This is a genomic window from Winogradskyella flava (assembly GCF_014243395.1).
Classification (GTDB): Bacteria; Bacteroidota; Bacteroidia; order Flavobacteriales; family Flavobacteriaceae; genus Winogradskyella; species Winogradskyella flava.
Window position 1 is genome coordinate 1,237,105 of sequence record NZ_JACLCP010000001.1, and the last position, 21,332, is coordinate 1,258,436.

At 35.5% G+C, this 21,332-nt stretch carries 21 protein-coding genes; 11 read left to right on the forward strand and 10 right to left on the reverse strand.

Annotated features, from left to right (window positions below; translation table 11 throughout):
• Positions 1-15: 15 nt before the first annotated feature.
• Complete coding sequence (locus tag H7F21_RS05480; RefSeq protein ID WP_185788203.1) at positions 16-501, reverse strand: TlpA family protein disulfide reductase; 486 nt, start codon at positions 499-501, stop codon at positions 16-18.
• Between the two features lie 98 nt (positions 502-599).
• On the opposite strand from H7F21_RS05480, the gene H7F21_RS05485 reads away from it, so the two are divergent.
• Positions 600-1,655, forward strand: coding sequence for an Omp28-related outer membrane protein (locus tag H7F21_RS05485; protein ID WP_185788204.1), 1,056 nt, complete (start codon positions 600-602; stop codon positions 1,653-1,655).
• Between the two features lie 112 nt (positions 1,656-1,767).
• On the opposite strand, the gene H7F21_RS05490 is transcribed toward H7F21_RS05485, so the two are convergent.
• Both H7F21_RS05490 and pruA read right to left on the reverse strand, forming a co-directional pair.
• The gene (locus tag H7F21_RS05490) at positions 1,768-3,480 is read right to left on the reverse strand and encodes a T9SS type A sorting domain-containing protein (RefSeq protein WP_185788205.1); all 1,713 of its coding nucleotides are present in this window, start codon (positions 3,478-3,480) and stop codon (positions 1,768-1,770) included.
• 150 nt (positions 3,481-3,630) lie between these two features.
• Positions 3,631-5,256 carry an L-glutamate gamma-semialdehyde dehydrogenase gene (pruA, locus tag H7F21_RS05495; RefSeq protein ID WP_185788206.1) on the reverse strand — a complete coding sequence of 542 codons (1,626 nt, stop codon included), beginning with the start codon at positions 5,254-5,256 and terminating at the stop codon, positions 3,631-3,633.
• Positions 5,257-5,399: 143 nt separating this feature from the next.
• On the opposite strand from pruA, the gene H7F21_RS05500 reads away from it, so the two are divergent.
• Positions 5,400-6,407 (forward strand): DUF6695 family protein, encoded by a 1,008-nt coding sequence (locus H7F21_RS05500; protein WP_185788207.1) that lies wholly within the window; start codon positions 5,400-5,402, stop codon positions 6,405-6,407.
• Here the strand turns inward: H7F21_RS05500 and apaG are convergent.
• The 3 genes from apaG to H7F21_RS05515 form a co-directional block, all read right to left on the reverse strand.
• Positions 6,404-6,790 carry a Co2+/Mg2+ efflux protein ApaG gene (gene apaG / locus H7F21_RS05505; RefSeq protein WP_185788208.1) on the reverse strand — a complete coding sequence of 129 codons (387 nt, stop codon included), beginning with the start codon at positions 6,788-6,790 and terminating at the stop codon, positions 6,404-6,406. The genes H7F21_RS05500 and apaG overlap by 4 nt on opposite strands.
• A 63-nt stretch (positions 6,791-6,853) precedes the next feature.
• Complete coding sequence (locus H7F21_RS05510) at positions 6,854-8,230, reverse strand: pyridoxal phosphate-dependent decarboxylase family protein (protein WP_185788209.1); 1,377 nt, start codon at positions 8,228-8,230, stop codon at positions 6,854-6,856.
• A gap of 66 nt (positions 8,231-8,296) precedes the next feature.
• Positions 8,297-9,547, reverse strand: coding sequence for a type IX secretion system plug protein (locus H7F21_RS05515; RefSeq protein WP_185788210.1), 1,251 nt, complete (start codon positions 9,545-9,547; stop codon positions 8,297-8,299).
• Positions 9,548-9,708: 161 nt separating this feature from the next.
• Between H7F21_RS05515 and H7F21_RS05520 the strand changes: the two genes are divergently transcribed.
• Genes H7F21_RS05520 through nqrF form a run of 6 tightly spaced genes read left to right on the forward strand, consistent with a single transcriptional unit; the run spans position 9,709 to position 15,840 of the window.
• A complete protein-coding gene (locus H7F21_RS05520; RefSeq protein WP_185788211.1) occupies positions 9,709-11,058 on the forward strand; it encodes a Na(+)-translocating NADH-quinone reductase subunit A in 1,350 nt (449 codons plus the stop codon).
• On the forward strand, positions 11,058-12,284 hold the full coding sequence (locus H7F21_RS05525) for an NADH:ubiquinone reductase (Na(+)-transporting) subunit B (protein ID WP_185788212.1): 1,227 nt from the start codon (positions 11,058-11,060) through the stop codon (positions 12,282-12,284). The genes H7F21_RS05520 and H7F21_RS05525 overlap by 1 nt, the downstream gene beginning before the upstream one ends.
• A gap of 2 nt (positions 12,285-12,286) precedes the next feature.
• Positions 12,287-13,081 carry a Na(+)-translocating NADH-quinone reductase subunit C gene (locus tag H7F21_RS05530; RefSeq protein WP_185788213.1) on the forward strand — a complete coding sequence of 265 codons (795 nt, stop codon included), beginning with the start codon at positions 12,287-12,289 and terminating at the stop codon, positions 13,079-13,081.
• Positions 13,082-13,086: 5 nt separating this feature from the next.
• Positions 13,087-13,731: an NADH:ubiquinone reductase (Na(+)-transporting) subunit D gene (locus H7F21_RS05535; protein WP_185788214.1), complete on the forward strand. Its 645-nt coding sequence runs from the start codon at positions 13,087-13,089 to the stop codon at positions 13,729-13,731.
• 51 nt (positions 13,732-13,782) lie between these two features.
• Positions 13,783-14,517 (forward strand): NADH:ubiquinone reductase (Na(+)-transporting) subunit E, encoded by a 735-nt coding sequence (gene nqrE, locus H7F21_RS05540; protein WP_185788215.1) that lies wholly within the window; start codon positions 13,783-13,785, stop codon positions 14,515-14,517.
• A 12-nt stretch (positions 14,518-14,529) separates the two neighbouring features.
• Positions 14,530-15,840, forward strand: a complete 1,311-nt coding sequence (gene nqrF, locus H7F21_RS05545; protein ID WP_185788568.1) for an NADH:ubiquinone reductase (Na(+)-transporting) subunit F — start codon at positions 14,530-14,532, stop codon at positions 15,838-15,840.
• A 71-nt stretch (positions 15,841-15,911) separates the two neighbouring features.
• Here nqrF and H7F21_RS05550 read toward each other — a convergent pair whose 3' ends face one another.
• The 3 genes from H7F21_RS05550 to H7F21_RS05560 are packed head-to-tail and all read right to left on the reverse strand — an operon-like array spanning position 15,912 to position 18,242.
• A complete protein-coding gene (locus H7F21_RS05550) occupies positions 15,912-16,364 on the reverse strand; it encodes a Na(+)-translocating NADH-quinone reductase subunit F (protein ID WP_185788216.1) in 453 nt (150 codons plus the stop codon).
• A gap of 48 nt (positions 16,365-16,412) precedes the next feature.
• On the reverse strand, positions 16,413-16,793 hold the full coding sequence (locus H7F21_RS05555) for a cupin domain-containing protein (protein ID WP_185788217.1): 381 nt from the start codon (positions 16,791-16,793) through the stop codon (positions 16,413-16,415).
• 12 nt (positions 16,794-16,805) lie between these two features.
• A complete protein-coding gene (locus tag H7F21_RS05560) occupies positions 16,806-18,242 on the reverse strand; it encodes an SLC13 family permease (RefSeq protein WP_185788218.1) in 1,437 nt (478 codons plus the stop codon).
• A gap of 239 nt (positions 18,243-18,481) precedes the next feature.
• Between H7F21_RS05560 and H7F21_RS05565 the strand changes: the two genes are divergently transcribed.
• Positions 18,482-19,348 (forward strand): DUF4846 domain-containing protein, encoded by an 867-nt coding sequence (locus H7F21_RS05565; protein ID WP_185788219.1) that lies wholly within the window; start codon positions 18,482-18,484, stop codon positions 19,346-19,348.
• A gap of 32 nt (positions 19,349-19,380) precedes the next feature.
• On the opposite strand, the gene H7F21_RS05570 is transcribed toward H7F21_RS05565, so the two are convergent.
• Positions 19,381-19,812, reverse strand: coding sequence for a lipocalin-like domain-containing protein (locus H7F21_RS05570; RefSeq protein ID WP_185788220.1), 432 nt, complete (start codon positions 19,810-19,812; stop codon positions 19,381-19,383).
• A gap of 91 nt (positions 19,813-19,903) precedes the next feature.
• Between H7F21_RS05570 and H7F21_RS05575 the strand changes: the two genes are divergently transcribed.
• Together H7F21_RS05575 and H7F21_RS05580 are read left to right on the forward strand one after the other, a co-directional pair.
• Positions 19,904-20,281 carry a Na(+)-translocating NADH-quinone reductase subunit F gene (locus H7F21_RS05575; RefSeq protein WP_185788221.1) on the forward strand — a complete coding sequence of 126 codons (378 nt, stop codon included), beginning with the start codon at positions 19,904-19,906 and terminating at the stop codon, positions 20,279-20,281.
• Between the two features lie 7 nt (positions 20,282-20,288).
• The gene (locus tag H7F21_RS05580; protein WP_221892430.1) at positions 20,289-21,311 is read left to right on the forward strand and encodes an FAD:protein FMN transferase; all 1,023 of its coding nucleotides are present in this window, start codon (positions 20,289-20,291) and stop codon (positions 21,309-21,311) included.
• The last annotated feature ends 21 nt before the right edge of the window (positions 21,312-21,332 follow it).

The window sequence follows — 21,332 nt, forward strand, 5'->3', positions numbered from 1 at the left end:
GAAGTTGATTTAGCCTTATTTGCTTAGCTCCTTTATTTTTTCATATAACTCTAATTCTGCACCTGGACTGTAACCAGAGTGCTCGTAGACAATTTGGTTGTCTTTAACCAAAACGGTTAAAGGTATACTAGAAGCGTTTAATGCACGTTTGAGATCGCTATTGGTATCCAATAAAATGGTGTAATCCCAGCCTTTACCGTTTATCATAGACTTCACACGTTTAACAGTTCTGCTATCATCCACAGATACTGCAATTAACTTAACATTGGTTTCGTCTTGCCATTCGTCATAGATGTCGCTTATAGCATCAAGTTCTTTAAGGCATGGTACACACCAAGTTGCCCACAACGAAATTATTGTAATCCCGTCTTCATTGGTTACATCATCGATTGCTACAGATTGCCCATCAAGCGTTTTTAGATTTACACTGGGAAGATCATTTTGCGCAATAGAAGCTATGCCAAAAAAACCTAAGAATAGGATAAGAATTAGTTTTTTCATTATTTAATTTAGTTAAGTGGTTCACAATATTAGTTATTTTTTCACAAATGCATAGCAGTTGCAAAAATTAATTATTTTAGCAAAAAGAACTCAAAGCTATGATATCAAAAAGAATACCAAGATTAATTTGCTTCATTCTACTGGCAGCAAGTATATCTTGCAGTAAGACGGAAGAAAATGTTCCTTTAACTACTCCAACAGCTGAAATTACAGTCGACAAATTAGTTAGAAAAGCGTCCTTAAGAAACCAAGAGATACCATTTACAATTATCAACGAAAGTAGTGAAGATGTTACGGCATTGGCCACATTTTATGTCGATGATGAGGCCATAGTAGGTTCTACATTTTCATCTAGTAGCATAGGAGAATTTGAAGTTTATGGTGTATACATGGATGATGGTGTGGAGATTACAACTAATACAGAGTCCTTTAGTGTTATTATACCAAAACGTAAAATCGTAATTGAAGATTATACTGGGACTTGGTGTGGGTTTTGCCCTAGGGTTACAGGTGCTTTGCAATCCTTAGCTCAAGAAACAGATGATATTACAGTTGTTGCCATACATGAAACAGCCAATAGTTTTCCTGATCCTATGCATTTTAATCAAGTGCAACTTTTAAAGGATGTTTTTGATGTTGAAGGTTTTCCTGCAGCACGAATAAATAGGACTAATAATTGGCAAGTACCACATGCCAATAGCGATGTAATAAGCATTGCCGGTTTAGATACTAATGTGTCCATAGCGGTTAATTCTGAATTAACTGGAAATGAGCTATTGGTGCAAGTTAATGTGGTATATGAAGAGGGTTCTGAAGAAGGCGATAAGTTGGTGGTCTATTTGGTGGAAAATGGAATTATTTATGACCAAGTGAACTATTATAATCAAGATACAACAAGTCCTTTCTATAATTTGGGGGACCCAATTTTAGATTTTGAACATAATGAGGTCTTAAGAAAAAACCTCTCTAGCTTATTGGGAGATGCGATTCCTAGTACTTCTGCTTTAGATGAATATGTAACATCGTTTACTGTGGATATTCCTTCGGATTATGTTGTAGATAATCTGGATATTATTGTAATGGTGGTCAATGAGAACAATGAGGCTAAAAACTCCCAGCATGCGCACTTAACAGAAGATAAGCCATATGAATAAAATATGCAACCGAATAATTGATTAGTCGTTGGCCTAAATAATTATTATTAAAAGAAAAACCTGAGTATCTACTCAGGTTTTTCTTTTAATACTATTAACTCGTAGTGAATTTTTATCTGTTGATTAAAAACTTTATTGTGCTATCAGAACCATCTTTTGCTTTGATATTTAGAAGATAAAAACCTGATGCCAAATCTAAGGATATTGGTGTTCTATTGTTTAGCTTCATAGCATTACTAAAGACGGTTTTACCACTTATATCGATTATGCTAATGACAGCTTTTATATTTTTACTAGATAGTACAACTAATTCCTGTTGTACGGGATTCTTTTCAAGTCTATAAAAATCATAACGATTTTCAGGAATATCTAGAGGTGGTGTAAGTATTTCAGCTAATGCAAAATTAACATTAGCCTCGGTTAATTGCACGTGAGGCTCGTTGTTGTCCGGTAAAAAGCTGTTATCAAAAGGTGTATTGTTGGTTGTTGCCCTTCCATCTAAATCTATAGTATGAAACCAGTTGATATCGTCATCGGTAGCTTCTGAGGTAATTTCTAATGCCAATGCACTAACTGATGGGATATAACTGAATTTATCTATTGAAAGCGCGTCCAAGAAATCAGAAATTAGAGGATTTCCCGTACCTAAATCTGAGGTAAGTGTGGAGATATCAAATAGTCCTCCTGGTGCAGCATCAACACCATCAAAATTAGTAGTGCCTGAATTGGCGATAGACTCAATATTCGGAATAATGGGAGGAAACAAAGGTGCAAAGAACCGACTGACTTGTGCATGAGTACCTGAATTTGGTGTCATATTAATTTCTATTTCGACATCAATAACTCCGATAATAGCGCTACCAGTATCAACAGGAATAGTAGTATTAATAATTGTAAATCCGTTTGCAACAGGAGTAACGCCATCTGCAGCAAAATAAGGACTTCCAATACCACTACCATTTATTATGGCGACATTACGTGTATTCTGAGGAAATCCATCGGTTGTAAATGAATTGATACTGTTGTCAAAAATTGTTCTAAAAGGATGAGGTTCTGGTAATGTTGCTGCTGGATCAAAATCCACGATACTTCCAGACTCCAGATGTGACTCGAAATGATCAATAATCAATTGCCTAGAAGCAGGCGACTTAAAAAACGTTTCGATAAGGGGTTGAAGCTCAGCCACTGGGTTCAAATCATTAAAAGCAATATAATTCAGTTGATGTTGTAATCCAATAGGAACATTTGCACCAAGATGAGGCGCATCAAAAGATATGTATAATCTTGTATCTGCATTTAGCGTGTTAGCTTCCATGTAATTTAAGGCGTAGCGTGCCACTAGTCCACCCATGCTTGGGCCTATGATAACATTCTGTTCAGGACTATTGCTTGCTTTTGCAGTATTGATGATATCTAAGAGTTCTACCAACAACATGGCATTGCGTTCTATAAAATCAGTACCACCATCGACCGTTGCACCATCAGCAGCTCTCATATAAACGGGGAAATTTAATATAACCACATCAAAGCCCTCTGCTCTAACCAGATCAGCTAGATTTTGGGTGCCCGAAGTTCCTGCGAAGTCTAATAGGCTATAAATACCATTGATATCCCTTGTATTTCCAATATCAAAACCATCTATGAGAATGATAGGTTTATCTAAGATATTGTCATCGCTCAAAAATATTTGATATTCACCTTCGCCCGCATAATTGGTAGTTTCACCATATGCTGATAGATCTGGTATAATGCCTGAGGTAAATGCGGTCTGGGTTATCCCTATTAAAGGTAGAAATAGCAGAATCAAAAAGTAGTTTTTTTTCATAAGTAGAGAAGATTTATATTAAAACGAGATTAAAAGATACGAAGTTTAAGCTTTATATTTAATATTTTTAAGGTCATTTCTTGTAATGCATAAAAAAATCCTTATCAGAATTAAGCCGATAAGGATTTGTTTTTCAGTTTATTATAGTTTCTAACCAAGGAAAGGGTATCTGTAATCCGTCGGCGTTACAAATGTTTCCTTTATCAATCGAGGTGATACCCAACGTAATAAGTTTTGAGCACTTCCTGCTTTGTCGTTAGTTCCTGAAGCTCTGGCACCTCCAAATGGCTGTTGTCCAACAACCGCGCCTGTTGGCTTATCATTGATGTAGAAATTACCTGCGGAATTTTGTAATGCTTTTGTAGCTTCCTCAATAGCGTATCTATCTGTAGATAATATGGCACCTGTTAAAGCATATTCACTGGTGTCATCTACTAATTTTAAAGTTTCGGAATAGGCTTCATCTTCATAAATATAGATGGTAATTACAGGACCAAATAATTCTGTGCACATGGTGGTGTATTTAGGACTGGATGTTACAATTACCGTGGGTTCTATAAAATAACCTTTAGACTTATCATATCCACCACCAGCAATAATTTCGGCATCATTGTCACTCTTCGCTTGATCTATATATTTCGCCAGTTTATCAAATGAGCCTTCATGAATAACTGCTGTTATAAAATTACTCATATCTTCTGGTGAGCCCATTTTGAAAGAGCCAATATCTTCTAAGAGGTATTTTTTTACCTCTGTCCAAATTCCTTTTGGAATATAAGCCCTTGATGCGGCACTACATTTTTGACCTTGGAATTCAAATGCACCTCGAGCAATTGCTGTAGCTACTTGCTTTGCGTTTGCAGATTTGTGAGCAACTATGAAATCCTTTCCGCCTGTCTCTCCTACAATTCTTGGGTAAGTTTTATAAGTATGAATATTCTCACCAATTTGTTTCCATAATTCTTTAAAGATGAATGTAGAACCAGTAAAATGTAAACCTGAGAAATCAGGACTAGCCAAGACTGTATTGGTAATCATTACAGGATCTCCAAAAACCACGTTGATGACACCATCTGGTACACCAGCTTCTTTAAATACATCCAGGATAACTTTGGCGGAAAACACCTGACTATCACTTGGCTTCCAAACCACTACATTACCCATTAATGCCATACAAGCTGGTAAGTTACCAGCAATTGCGGTAAAGTTAAATGGAGTAACTGCGTAGGTAAAACCTTCAAGAGGTCTGTATTCCACTCTGTTCCAAGCATCACTTGTACTTTCTGGTTGTTCCATGTATATGTCCGTCATAAACTGAACATTGAAACGTAAGAAATCGATAAACTCACAAGCTGCATCAATTTCTGCCTGATGTATTGTTTTTGACTGCGCTATCATAGTGGCAGCGTTGATCTTCGCTCGGTAAGGACCCGCAATTAACTCCGCAGCTTTTAAGAATATGCCTGCGCGTTGCTCCCATGGCATTTGAGACCAATTTTTACGTGCCTCTAAAGCCGTTGAAATGGCTTCATCAACATGCTCTTGTTCTGCTAAATGATATTCGCCAACACTATGTTGGTGATCATGTGGCGGAGACATCGTTCTGGTATTTCCAGTTTTTACATCTTTACCGTTAATATATAAAGGGACTTCAATTTTGCTATTAAACATTGATTTGTAGGCCTCTGCAACAGCTTTACGTTCTGGTGAACCAGGAGCATAAGACTTTACAGGCTCATTAACAGCGACAGGTACATTAAAGAATCCTTTTCCCATAATATGATTTATTTTTTAGTTTGAATTTTGAAAGTGCAAAGTTACGATATTTATGATATATTATTTATTTCAAGTGTTATAGTTGTGTGAAGAAGAGAGCTATATTTTTTGTAAGTTCGTCTTTGAAATTTTTGAATTAGGTTATGTCAAAAAACGATGCATTTATTTTCACACTTGCGTATCCGGAAACCATTGTGTCTCATGCAGAGGAGTGGTATTCAAAGTTTTTACCTTTTCTTTTTGTTGGAGGTAAAAAACATGTCAGAGCTGGCCATGCTGCTCTGGTTTTAATTGATAAGAGCACAGGTGTTTTAGAATATCATGATTTTGGAAGATATATAACCTCAGAACCAAATGGTAGAGTTCGAGGAAGAGAAACTGATTTTGAACTGAACTTTCCTATAAAGGCAAATATTGAAAATGACATTATAAAGAATTTAGATGACATTTTAGAATTTTTGGCAACACACCCTAAATTGACCCATGGTGATGGCAATTTGTATGCTTCTGTATGTAATGCTATAAACTATAATTTAGCAAGAATACATATTGATGCTATGCAAGCTAAAGGCTTTATTAGATATGCTGCTTTTATAAAAGATGCTTGTAATTGTGCTCGTTTTGTCACTGATACATTGATAGCTTCAGTTACGGATTTAAAGATTAGAAAGAAACTAGAGAACTCCAAGTGGTTTACACCTAGTACAATCGGTAATGTAGTAATCGCAGATACCGAAGATCATGTCTATTTAGTATCGAACAGAGGTGAGATTAAAGAGTTTAATTCAACGGTAAGCAAAGAAAACCGAAAACTATTTTTAGATAGACTGAAAAACCATAACCCAAGTTTAGTTGGCACATTAGAACCAAAGCATAATGATATTAGGATTGAACATGCCCAATGGTTGAGTGGAATTGCAGCAGGAGCATGGTTCGAAATTTATGATTTAGAAAGAACCATGGAATACAGATTCAGACGCATCTCACCTTATGGTAATATAGATTGTGATGGTATTTATCGTGTTAATGATAATGGGTTTGATATTAGATCAGAATATCGATTTGTGCATTACTCAAACTGTAGGTTCTTCCATATAGAACAGGGGTCTAAGGAATTTAAGTTTAACTTCTTAAAAAACTATGAAATTTAGTTTAGAGCAAAGGGCGCGCTCAATTTAAAGGATGGGATATACACTTTAAACTTGCTGGCCTTAGTAAAATTCACCATATTATAGTGTCCTTGCATGGCACCGAAAGGAGATGTTAGTAAACAACCGGAATTATAAGTATGAGATTCACCCGGTTTCAAAACGGGCTTTTTTCCTATAACACCTTCGCCTTCCACTATTTCTTCGTTGTTAAGTGCATCAAGTATTTTCCAAAATCTTGAATTCAATTGAACTGAATCTTTGCTTTGGTTTTCAATAGTTACTTTATATCCAAAGGCAAAATGCACTTTATAATTTTTATAAAATGTACCTTCAAAATTGGTTTCAACGGAAATTTTAATACCGCTTGTAACTTGTTGTACCATTGGTTTTATTGAAAAGAGTATGCTAAAATAGCATATTTTTTGAATGAAAGCTTAAATTTTAAGTTAAGATGCATTTATTTTTGACATTTCCTTTGCAGCAAAGCTTTCTAGCGTTTTAAAAAAGTTAAGAACATCTTCTTTTTCTAAAACACTGTTAATAGTAACCATCCTAATAAATTCGTTGTTGTTAAATTTCCCGAAACCAACCATAAGCTCTGAATTTTTATATAAAGCAGTGCAAAGCTCTTTTGAAGGAATATCTTTATAGGTAAAGCATACAGAGATGGAATCTTCAAAACTATAAAGTCTATAATCTTTATGACTATTTATGTATTCCCTTGCGATTCTAGCCATTTCAAATTGTTTGTTAACAATGTTTTCTAGACCGTTTGTACCGACAGATTTCCACAGCGTCCAAATTTTTAAAGCATCGTTTCGTCGTCCGCATTGTAAAGAGATTTTTCCTAAATTAAAATCATCTCCATCAGTTTGATACAGGTAGTCCGCTTCGTTAGAAAAGGAGTGGTGCAATTGGGCCTTGTGCTGTGTCACAATTATAGAACAACTTAAGGGTGTGCCCAACATTTTGTGAGCATTGACGCTAAACGAATCGGAGTGTTCTAAGCCTTTTACGAGGTGTTTGTAGTTTGAGCTAAAAATTACACCTCCACAATAAGCACCATCCACATGGAGCCAAAGATTATGTTTTTCGCAGACTTTACTAATCGCTTCAATATCATCAAAAGCACCAAGTACTGTTGTGCCTGCTGTGGCATTAACAAAAAATGGTTGGTAGCCATCTTCAATATCTTTTTGAATCAATTGCTCTAAATGCTCAGCAAGCATTTCACCCTTTTCGTTGGTCTTAACTTCTCTAACCTGTTGCTTTCCTATACCAGTAAGTGCCGCATTCTTGCTGATAGAATAGTGTGATTCTGCTGAGGTATATAAGGTCATTTTCGTACTAAGCCCAGCTGATCTTATTAGTTCATTTTTAGCATCCCTGGCCATAATAATCGCCATCATATTGCTCATGGAGCCACCTGGCGCAAAAGTTCCATCACTATCATCTGAATAACCAATTAAGGAACAAATACTTTTTAGAACTTGTTTTTCTATACCAACTTGAGGGCCCGCAACTTTGTAGGTGTACATACTATTATTGAGCATTACAGCCAATAAATCCCCAAGAGTCGCTTTACCAATTCTACCACCAAATAATTGATTGAAGAAAGATTTTGATGCTGTTTTGGGTGTATTTTTGATAATCTCCTTAAGCGTATTTTTAAGATCGTTATCTAATAGGCCTTCATCATGCAATGATAAATCCAACTGATTGTACAATTGAGAAGTAGGAATAGGATCTGCTACTGGTTGGTTACGCTCAGTTCTAAGCAATTCATCACATAATTCAGAAAATAGGGCAATATCATTTTCCATTTAACTAACTTTTTGAGTGAAAGATAAAAAGAAATTTAGTCTGAAAAGACATAAAAACTTACAGGCTTAATTGGAAATGTCAACAGAGGTTGCTTCTCCATAGCCAATTAGCCTGTCGAAGCGCGCTCCTAAATCTCTGTAGTAGACTAAAACTTTATAATTGTTTTCGGTTTGCCAATAATCGCCGCTAACGGCACCTTCATCAAGTTCTCCTGTTTCTTGGTCTACAGCCACATATTTATAATTATAAAAACCTTGTTTTAATCTAAAACTTGCTTTGTACCTGCCGCTTTCCGGATCAAATGTCATCTTGGTCAATGGTTCAATAGCAAAGGCGTTAAAATTACCGTATACGTGAATATCCTTGTCTTTCAACTCTTCTTGTAATAAAGAAAAATGAACCATGGTATAGTCGGCCTCAACATCAGTACTTAAGCGATCTGCAGCCGTAACTTGAAAATTTCCATTTAAATCGGGATTATAAGTATATGGATTACCTGCTCTAGATACATTGGTGAATAAATAGCTTTGATATATGTCTTTTAAATCTATGAATTGCACACCAACATTCGAGGTCCTTACATCCTTATTTTCGAACCAAAAATATTCGTTACCACCCCAAAAAGCTGATTCCGTATCGTATCTGTATATCAACTTATTACCTAAGGTATATTGTGGTTTTAAATCAGAAATTGATGTATTTAAATTATTGTTCTGAACGATTAATGTTTTAATAGTCTCAAGTGGATTGTTAAAATTAATACTGTTGGTAGCTACCACTAAATCTACGGATTGCTTTTCTGCAATGACCTTGACGTCTCTTGAGCGTTTTACTCTAACACCGACGTTAACCAAATCTTCATAGACCATAAACTTTCTGCTAAACATCAACTCGTCATAGTCATCATAGATAGAAATCATATAGTTGCCGCTTTTCAATATGGCTCGTGTCTGTATATTGGGAATTTGCAAGGTGTAATGAGAATATACTTGATAGGTGTTAAATGAATTTTCATAAGTCAAAATACGCTGATTGTCCAATCCTCTTAAATATTCGGCCTTTGCTAAAACCGAAGGTGTCCAGTCGAAATTAAAATGTTCAATTACATAGTAGAAGTCTTCTTCATTAGCATTAAGCGCATCAAATTCCAAAAACAATGGCTCACCCAATTTTAAAACAGGTAATTGTCCTTGCGTGGTATTGCTCTTAAAAGTTATGGTTTTTATAAAATTTGGAGGGTATACTTCTTCCACTTGTGAAATTAAAGTTACAGGAAAAATCAAGAGAAGTAAGAGGTTGAAAATGTTTTTTTTCATTATTAAAAATCTACAGCGTATAAAGATAATCAAAATCTATGCCTTTAAATATTTAACTTATTTATAATGGCTATAAATAAAAAAGATGTTTCAATATGAATTTTATTTAATCATTAATTCGTAAATTTGCACGGATTTTTAGATAACTAATCTTTAAGTATATGTCAAAAGACATCAGAATTAAAAAAGGTTTAGATATAAAGCTAGTCGGCGAAGCCGAAAAGACTACAGAGAACGCAATCATAAGCAATTTCTACACGATCAGACCTGAAGATTTCCACAGTATTATCCCAAAACTTGTTGCAAAAGAAGGTACACATGTGAAAGCAGGTGAGACTTTGTTTTACAATAAAGATAACGAAGCAATGAAGTTTGTATCTCCCGTTTCTGGTGAGGTTACTGAGGTTCAACGAGGGCCAAGACGTAGAATTGACGCTATTAAAATTACAGCAGACAAGGAACAGTCTTATATAGATCACGGAAAGTTCGATTTATCTGCAGATGCGGATAAAATCAGAGAACATTTATTGGCTTCGGGTTGTTGGGCTTTTATAAAACAACGTCCTTATGATGTTGTAGCTAAATCAGATAGTACTCCGAAAGGTATTTTTATTTCAGGCTATGCGAGTGCTCCTTTATCAGCAGATTTAAATTATACGTTGGTGGGTAAAGAGGCAGAATTACAAGCTGCCGTTACTGCATTGTCGAAATTGACGACAGGTGGAGTGCATATTTCGGTTGGAAGTCCCAATTCACCGTTAGCAAATTTAGAGCATACAACGACTTACAAAGTTTCTGGACCACACCCGGCTGGTAACGTTGGGACCTTAATCAATAAGATTAGTCCAGTAAATAAAGGTGAAACCGTATGGACGGTTAACGCTCAAGATTTAGTGATAATAGGAGAAATGCTGTTAACGGGAAAGTTCAATGCTGAGCGCATAGTTGCTTTAGCAGGTTCTTCGGTTAAGAAGCCAAGATATTTTAAGACTAAAATAGGTTCTGAAGTATCTACAATGGTTTATGATAACGGTGTTGAACAGAATGGTAACGATAGAATTATATCTGGAAATGTATTAACAGGTAAGAAAGTCGCACCAGATGGTAGTTTAGATTATTACAGCAATGTGATTACCGTAATTCCTGAAGGCGATGATTACGAATTTTTTGGATGGAATAAGCCAGTTTTTAATAAAATATCTACATCGAGAGCTCTAACTTTTTCTTGGCTAAACCCAAAGAAGAAATATGCTTTAAATACGAATACAAACGGAGAGCATCGTGCATTTGTGACTACTGGAACTTACGAAGAAGTATTTCCTCTGGATATTTATCCAATGCAGATATTAAAGGCTTGCATGTATAAAGATTTAGATGAGATGGAAGCTTTAGGAATGTACGAAGTTGCACCTGAAGATTTTGCATTGACAGAATTTGTTTGTGTGTCTAAACAACCTCATCAAAAAATAATAAGAGAAGGATTAGACTTAATGCTTAAAGAGATAGGATAATGGGTTTAAAACAAAATTTACACAATTTTAAAGAGAAAAATAAAGACAAGAAGTGGCTTCCTGGTTTTAATGCACTATTTACGTTTTTATATATGCCAAATGAGACCACTCACAACGGCACTCACATTAAAGCGGCAGATGATTTAAAACGTACTATGAATACCGTAATCATGGCTTTAGTACCATGTTTAATTTTCGGTATGTTTAATGCAGGTTACCAGCATTATTTGGCTTTAGGTGAAATTGAATCTGCAAATGGCTTCTTGGGAGCGTCTTTTTGGACTATCGACAATCTAATGATCGGTGTATGGAAAGTATTGCCATTGGTAATAGTATCTTACGGTGTTGGTTTAGCGGTAGAGTTTGTATTTGCTATAATTAAAGGTCATGAAGTCGAAGAGGGTTATCTAGTCACAGGTATGTTAGTGCCTTTAATTGTGCCTGTAGATATTCCGTTATGGATGCTGGCAGTTGCCGTAATTTTTGGTGTTGTCATTGGTAAGGAAGTATTTGGTGGTACAGGAATGAATATTCTAAATCCTGCGCTGACGATACGAGCATTCTTGTTTTTTGCATATCCAACTTGGATGTCTGGAGATAAGGTCTGGGTACATGGGGCTGTTGAACGTGATCAAGCGATTGCAGCAGGTCAAAATCTCGATGCTATTTCTGGTGAAACCTTACTAGGTGCATATGCCCAAAATAGTTCGTTAGCAGGTATCGATTATTGGGATATGTTTTGGGGCATTATCCCTGGTTCAGTTGGAGAAACTTCAAAATTCTTAATTATAATAGGAGCCTTATTCTTGATTTTTACTAAAATAGGAAGTTGGAGAATTATGCTAAGTACCATAATTGGTGCATTGGTAATGGGACTTATATTCAATGGTGTTGTTGATGCTGGTTGGATAGGGGACACAAGTAAGTTCTACGGATTAATGAGCGTTCCTTTCTGGCAACATTTAATTATAGGTAGTATACTTTTTGGAGCCGTTTATATGGCAACCGATCCTGTTACAGCTTCGCAAACAAATAAAGGTAAGTGGATTTACGGATTCTTAATAGGTTTTATATCTATTATGATTAGAGTATTCAACCCAGCATATCCAGAAGGTGTATTCTTAGCGATTTTACTAATGAATGTATTCGCACCTACTATTGACCACTACGTGGTACAAGGAAATGTGAAGAGAAGAATGAAGCGTTTAAAAGTTAAAGCAGCTTAATCATGGAAAATAGAACAGATAAAAATTCATATACAATCATTTTCGCTATTGCGATGGTATTGGTTGTAGGATCTTTGTTAGCGTATTTGGCATCGTCTTTGAAGCCTAGAATTAGCGAAAACCAGAGGCTGGAAAAACAGCAAAATATCCTATATGCTATGGGTATTAATGATAATGATGAAACGAGTGCTGTTTTTATTTCTACGGATAAAGCGCCAGAAGCATTTACTGAGAATGTAGATGACCAAATTGTCATAACTATTGATGCTAACGGTAAAGTTTTGAAAAAGCAAACTCGTGATGAGTACTTCGACGAAACTAATCAAGAACCTTATTTGATTGATGTTAAGAAGCAACAAGCTAGCGCTAAAGATGGAGGAGAAAGAAAACTGCCTTTGTTTGTTGGTAAAAACAAGGAAGGTAAAACAGTTTATGTAGCACCTATATACGGCAAAGGTCTATGGGATGCTATTTGGGGTTATGTCGCAATGGATGAGAATATGGTTGTTCAAGGTGCATATTTTGACCACAAAGGAGAAACACCAGGACTAGGGGCAAATATTAAGCAGCGCTACTTTATGGATGATTTCTATGGAGAACATTTACTAACTGAAAATGGTGCTTTTAAGGGTATCACGGTAGCAAAAGGAAATGCAGATCCAAAGAACAACGATAAGACAGATAACGAAGTAGATGCCATTGCTGGTGCTACCATTACAGGTGATGGTGTTTCGGCCATGATAAAAAGCGATTTGAAGCTTTATAAGCCTTATTTTGATAATTTAAAAACTAAGTAAACACTATGGGACTTCTTTCAAAAAAAGATACAAAGTTAATTACAGACCCATTAGCGGATAACAATCCAATCACCATTCAAGTACTTGGTATTTGTTCTGCATTAGCAATTACGGCAGAACTTGAGGCCTCAATTGTAATGTCTATTTCGGTATTATTTGTTATGGGTGTTGGTAATGTTGTTATCTCTTTGATGCGTAATATTATTCCATCAAAAATCAGAATTATTGCACAGTTGATTGTGGTAGCGACGCTAGTTATTATAGTTGATTTAGTTTTAAAAGCTTTTGCGTACGAACTGAGTAAGACACTTTCTGTATTTGTTGGATTGATCATTACGAACTGTATTATTATGGGACGTTTTGAAGCTTTTGCCTTAGGAAATGGACCTTGGCGTTCATTTTTAGATGGTATTGGTAATGCTCTTGGTTATGCCGTTATCTTAATTATTGTAGGATTTTTTAGAGAGTTATTAGGTTCTGGAACACTTTTAGGAATTCCTGTATTAGGAGATCCTATAGAGAAAACAGGATTATATTCAATAGGTTATGAGAATAACGGTTTTATGTTATTATCACCCATGGCACTTATTGTAGTTGGAATCATTATTTGGGTCCAACGTAGCAGAAATAAAGCATTAATCGAAGACTAACACGAAGTGTGTTATCTTGAACTAGTTTCAAGATCTCAAATTCAAAAATATATGGAACATATAGAATTATTTTTTAAATCGATTTTCATAGACAACATGGTATTCGCAACATTTTTAGGAATGTGTTCTTACCTTGCTGTGTCTAAGAAAGTATCTACTGCGGTTGGTTTGGGTGCTGCCGTAATTTTTGTATTGGCAATTACAGTACCTTTAAACTGGTTGTTAGATCAATATATATTACAACCAGGAGCTTTAACTTGGTTAGGTCCAGAATATGCTGACTACGACCTGAGCTTCCTGTCTTTCATAATGTTTATTGCTACTATTGCAACAATGGTGCAATTGGTTGAGATAGTGGTGGAGAAATTTTCGCCATCGCTATATAATTCACTGGGTATATTCTTACCATTGATCGCTGTAAACTGTGCGATTCTGGGTGGATCATTATTTATGCAGTCTAGAGAAATAGCGACATTAGGTTTAGCTCTAAATTACGGAATAGGTTCTGGAATAGGATGGTTCTTAGCTATATTGGCCATTGCAGCGATTCGAGAAAAAATTAGATATAGTAATGTGCCGCCTGCTTTAAGAGGTTTGGGTATTACATTTATCATTACGGGATTAATGGCAATAGGATTCATGAGTTTTGGTGGTATGTTAACAGGTGGTGATGAAGAAGCAGCCTCAGATGACAAAACAGCCGTTATCGAAGTAATAAATGAAGACGTAGAAAAAGAAGCTAAACTTAAGTCTGACTTAGAGATAGCTGAAAATACAAACAAGTAATTGATGAGTATGATGATATTAGCCGCAAATACAGTTGGAACGATAGTAGCAACAGTAGCAGCCTTTTTATTGGTGACGCTTTTGTTGGTAGCATTATTATTATTTGTAAAACAAAAGTTATCACCATCAGGTCCTGTAAAGATTTTGATTAATGGTGAACGCGAAATAGAAGTTGCTTCAGGGAGTACACTATTAAGTACTCTAGGCAGTAACAAGGTTTTCTTACCATCTGCATGTGGTGGTGGTGGAACTTGTATACAATGCGAATGTCACGTATTATCAGGTGGAGGTGAAGCTTTACCAACAGAAACACCTCACTTCTCCAGAAAGGAGTTACAGCATGGAGCGCGTTTGGCTTGCCAAGTAAAGGTAAAGCAAGACATGGAAATTACCATTCCAGAAGAAGTGTTCGGTATCAAGAAATGGGAAGCAACCGTTGTGCGTAATTATAATGTAGCGTCTTTTATAAAGGAATTCGTTGTTGAGATTCCTGAGGATATGAATTATAAAGCTGGTGGTTATATTCAGATTGAAATTCCACCATGTGAGATAAAATATTCAGATATTGATATTACTGCGCATCCAGAAGAGCATGATACTCCAGATAAGTTTCAAGCAGAATGGGATAAGTTTGGTCTATGGCCATTAGTCATGAAGAATACTGAAACCGTAGAAAGAGCTTACTCTATGGCTTCTTATCCAGCAGAAGGTCGCGAAATTATGCTTAATGTTCGTATTGCCACACCGCCTTGGGATAGAGCTAAGAATCAATGGATGAACGTCAATCCAGGTATTGCATCGTCTTACATTTTTGCTCAAAAACCTGGCGATAAAGTAGTCATTTCAGGACCTTATGGTGAGTTCTTTATCAATGAGTCAGAGAGTGAAATGCTTTATGTTGGTGGTGGTGCAGGAATGGCACCAATGCGCTCGCACTTATATCATTTATTTAGAACCATTAAAACGGGTCGTAAGGTGACCTATTGGTATGGAGGACGTTCTAAGCGTGAATTATTCTACATAGATCATTTTAGAAATTTAGAAAAAGACTTCCCTAACTTTAAGTTCTATATGGCATTATCTGAGCCACTAGAAGAAGATAACTGGAAAGTGAAGAAAGATATCAATGATGAAGAAGGAGATGGTTTTGTAGGTTTTATACACAATTGTGTGATTGACAACTACTTAAATCATCATGATGCTCCAGAAGACATTGAATTATATTTCTGTGGACCACCATTAATGAACCAAGCTGTTCAGAAAATGGGTGAGGATTTTGGTATCCCAGATGAGCACATAAGATTTGATGACTTTGGAGGCTAGTGGCTAGACGACCAGTTGCCAATCAAATTAAGATATTAAGCCAGTACTCATTAAAGTACTGGTTTTTTAGTTCAAAATGAATTTGTTAGCACTTCTTTATGGCCTCTATCGAAATCAAAAAGCTTGGAGCAATCCATAACGTCGTCCATATTGTCAAGTTGACACAACTTGGAGATAACCTCGCATAAGCCATTAAATAAAATAACAGAATCTTTATAATGTTCTGGTTTATGGCAAAAATGCTTTCCTAAATGATAACCACAACCTCTTAAAAATGAAGCTTCAATTTCGAGAAGTTCTTGAGGTGAATAACCACCGAATCGTCTTCCCAAATTTAGATGGACAAAACCAACATAGTTAAGCCTTGTAGAACCATGTATCTCCGTCATATGTCTCCAACTATCCTTATTATCTAAAATATTACCAACAGCGCATTGTTTGCAATCCTCTGGATTAAGAGTGTTATTATGAAATGCTGCATAGAGTTTTTTTACAGCAGCATCAAATCGATTAGAGGTTGTCATTCGTGTTTATTTTTTCCTTTTCAGACTAAAAGATAAGAAAAAAACGAATTATTTATATTCTATAATCATAAATACTGCTGTTGTTGCACCAATATTTAACACTTCATGTGTTGTCACTTCATCTTTGCTGAAACTATAATCAGTAGGAACATCAACTTCTTTAGTACCTGATTCGTCTGTAATTTTGAATTTTCCGCCAGCGAGTGTGTAACCAAAGTGCGGATCATGAGAGTGTTTTTCGTGACCAACTCCAGGCTCGAAAGTGCATTTAAGAACCCTTAATTCTTTATTGTCTTTTAGAACTTCGCAGACCGCGTTCCCGTTCCATCCTGCTTTAAGTGGGTCAGGTAAGGTTTGCTTTTCTTTACAACCGACAATTAGTAATGTACAAAACAGAATCGCTCCTAATGATTTCATATAATTGTTCATAGCTATTCAGTTTTAAAATATCAATGGCATAAAAAATTGAAACATTAGAATAAGTAATGCAATAGCAATGAGATTTAAAAGAATACCAACACGCGCCATCTGATGAACTTTTACAAAACCGCTTGCAAAAACGATAGCATTTGGTGGTGTAGCCATTGGTAGCATAAAAGCGCAACTACTAGCCATAGTTACTGGGATAAGTAAGTATAAGATTGGTATTTCTAATCCTAGCGCTATTCCTGCAACGACAGGTGCTAATACTGCAGTAAGCGCCACATTGCTCATTAATTCAGTCATAAATAACATTAAAATGATAAGTAGTGACGCTGTGAGCAATATACTAATATCACTATTGGAAATTGCAGTAGCAACAACGTCTATAATACCACTTGCAGACATGCCTTTTGCTAGTGCCAAGCCACCACCAAATAATATCAGAATTCCCCAAGCTAATTTTTGGGTGTCTTTCCATTCTAGTATAAAATCGCCTCGTTTTAGATTGTGGGGAACTGTAAATAAAGCGATAGCTCCAAAAATACTAATCATAGTATCAGTTAAACCTAGATTTGGTAAGATGGCATTTATGAAAGTTCTAAAAATCCAAAGGGAGACTATAACTGCGAATGTCACAAGCACTTGTTTCTCTTTAGGTGATATTTTACCAAGCTTAGTCAGTTCTTTACTTATGACGTCTTTTGAAGCTCCAAAGATCAGTCCTTCGTTTGGAAATAATTTTATGAGAACAACATAAATAACCGTAATTAAAACGGCAGAAAAAGGTAAGCCTATAAGCATCCAGCTTAAGAATGATATTTCTATATTATATTCATTCTCTAATAGACCAATAAGAACAGAATTAGGTGGTGTGCCTATAACTGTAGCTATGCCTCCAGCATTAGCAGAAAATGCAATACCTAGCATCACGCTAAGTGCAAAGTTTTGATCTTTTTTTGTAAAACCATCTGTGTCATGTATAAGTAAATTGATAACAGACATGGCGATAGGAAGCATTACCACTGTGCTAGCGGTATTGCTAATCCACATGCTCATAAATGCTGTTGCAATCATAAATCCTAGAATGACCTTATTTGGTGTGGTGCCTGTAAACTTTATGATGTTCAATGCTATGCGTTTGTGTAGATTTACTTTTTCTAGAGCCAAGGCCAAAACGAAGCCGCCAAAGAATAAAAATACAATTGGACTACCATAATTAGCACCGACATCTCCAATAGGCATTATCTCAAATAAAGGAAACAATAGTAATGGAAGGAGCGCAGTTACGGAGATAGAAACGGCTTCAGTAATCCACCAAATAACCATCCATAAAGCAATTGCAATAACAACATCCGCTTTGTCTGAAATTAATTCAATTGGTATAACTTGAATAATAATAAATAATAATGGTCCTAGAAAAAGACCAAAGCGCTTCGAAAATGGATGTTTCTTCATGTAAAGTAAACAATCTCAGAGCGAGCTAAAGAGGTGGATAATAAACCTCATAAATATAGAAGCAAGCTTAGGAGTAATTAAATCTCGATTATCGAGTAAAAATAGAAATAAATACGAACTTTACATATCTGGCGTTTCAATAATTATGAATGCCTATGATATACAATCGAGATGGAATGGTCAATAACACCAAAATTATTAAATAGCTAAACCAAAGATTATCTTATAAACTTGATGAAATGAAAAAAGTATTACTCATCGTAATTACTATACTCGCTATAGGTTTAATAGCCTTTCAATTAAAACCAGTAAAAAAGGCTGTGAATACGGTTGCAGCAATTATTGAAACTCCAAGTTTAATCAATAAGGATAGTTTAACTATTTCAACCAGAGTAGATGTTCCGAACGATTATGAAAGGGTCGATTACCCTAAAGGTAGTTTTGAAGATTACTTAAGACATTATAAACTAAAACCTTTTGGAAGTAAAATAATTAACTATGATGATTCTGAATATTTTTGGCAAGGAGGTCATATCGGTATTTTAGAAATTCCAGTGCCGAAAAACGGTTTGCAACAATGCGCAGACGCCTTAATAAGAATAAGAAGCGAATACCTTTGGAATAATGACAGAAAGGATGAAATTGGCTTTAAATTCACTTCTGGACATTACTGCTCATGGAATAAGTATGCGGAAGGGTATCGTCCGAAAATCATCGGAAATAAAGTGAGCTTTCATAAAACGGCAGATCTAGACACTTCAAAAGAGAATTTCTACAGATATTTAAATCTCATCTACATGTATTCAGGGACATTATCGCTTTACAATGAATTGGAGCCTGTAAAGGCAAAGGACTTGAAAATCGGAGATATGCTCATTAAAGGCGGTTCTCCAGGACATATTGTTATGCTTTGTGATGAAGCTGTAAATGACAAAGGTGAAAAACTATTTCTTTTATTTCAAGGAAATACACCAGCACAGAGTGTGCACTTGGTTAAGAACCTTGAGGACGCTTCTATTTCCCCTTGGTATAAATTACAAGATGATGCTGTTGTCCCTGTGTCTAATTACACATTCGGAAGTGCAAGGTATGTTCGATTTAAATAAAGAACGAAAAAGGGCTAACTGCTTTATATCAACTAAAGCTTCCGATAGGTTTCTGTATATACGTCATCATCATTATCGAAAGACTTATAAGAGAAACTTAGTATAGAATTATCAATATCTGTAACAGTCCAAATTTCATTTTCACTAAAAGGAGAAATGATAGTAATTGTATTTTCATTTACACTATAATTTCCGCTGTAAGGTATGGTTACACAGTCATTTCCATCTGTCATATCAACATTATAGGAGAAATTAGTCGCATTAAAGGTATAAATTGAACTAAGACCATTTGCACAAAATAATTCTACAACTTCACCATTTAATGCTTTTGATTCAATTTTCCAATTTCCTAGAATTAGAGTTTCTATATCGCCATCAAATCGTTCAGAATTGTCATCACTTTTTGAGCAACTAAAGAGAAGTGCAGTTAAGGCGAAAATAGAAATGTATTTGATAATTTTCATTTTAGAGAGTTTAAATTGTTGATTAGATTTTATTACGCATCGAAGAAGTCAGAAAATGTCATCGCTTCAAATATTATCTTATTTTTGCACTATGAGCAAACCGCTTTCACCTCAAGAGATACATAACTTGGCAATGAACCATGTGGGCAAAGACTTGGAGTCACGTGGTTTTGAATTTATTGCCGTAAATAGCAAATTAAAACGCCATCCACAATTTGTTTGTATAGATAAAAACAGTCAGTATTATTTTGTTGTGGTAAGAGCTGTAATTTTGCCGGAAAACCCCAATAATTACGATGTCGTATGGATGGAAACCTTTAAAAAGCATGCTTACGAAAAGGATGCACAGGTTTTATATGCGGGAGTAGGTTTAGGAAATCCGAATGGTGAAGATTTACCCATTTACTTAAACGAAGATTATCTTATTGAATATAATGGCATACAAGTCATTGAAATGAATCTTAATTAATACAGATATGATTTACGGGTCTATTGATTTCAAAATATATAGCATAAAAAAATTAGTATTCTTATTTCTGGTTTCTGTAGCTTGTATTTCTTGTAAAGAAGATAATGTACAACCTGAATTAGTTAAGCTTTCAGGTCCTGTTTTTGGAACAAGCTTTAATATTCAATATTACTCTAAAGAGAAAATAAACTATATGAAACAGTTCGATAGTTTATTTGCAGTAGTAAATCAATCCCTATCAACCTACATTCCGAATTCGGATATTTCAAAATTGAATAGAAATGAATCCAATGATGTAGACGCCCATTTTATAAAGGTTTTTGAAGCGTCAAAAATAGTCTATAGAAAGACAGAGGGTGTGTTTGATCCAACAATTGGAAACGTCGTTAACGCCTGGGATTTTGGTGCCGAAACAAATAAGTTCTTAACGGATAGCACAACCATCGACAGCCTCATGAGATATGTTGGTTTAAACCGTGTCGGATTGGTAAAAGGAAAGATTATAAAACCCAAACAATTTTATCTGGAGTTTAATGCCATAGCTAAAGGCTACGGTGTAGATGTTATCGCTGAGTTCTTAGAAAATAAAGGCGTAGTTAATTATTTGGTAGAGATTGGTGGAGAGCTTAGAGTCGTAGGCGAGAAAATCGATACGAAATCACCATGGAAAGTTGGATTAGACGAACCACGATTTGATGGGGAACAATCAGTATTTCGTGCTATTGTACTTAAAGACGAGGCTATGGCAACTTCTGGGACGTACAGAAAGTTTAAAATTGATGACAATGGCAATCGCTATGCGCATATCATTAATACCAAAACAGGATATCCAACAAGAACTAATATATTAAGTGTTTCGGTAATTGCACCAGATTGTATGATGGCAGATGCCTATGCAACTGCTTTTCAGGCCATGGGAATTAATAGGGTTAAAGATTTTTTAACCCGGCATCTAGAACTAAAGGCTCATTTGATTTACGAAGAAGATAAGGAACTAAAAACTCTAAGCTTAAATAATTTTCCAGAATAATAAATTATTTATGTGACTATT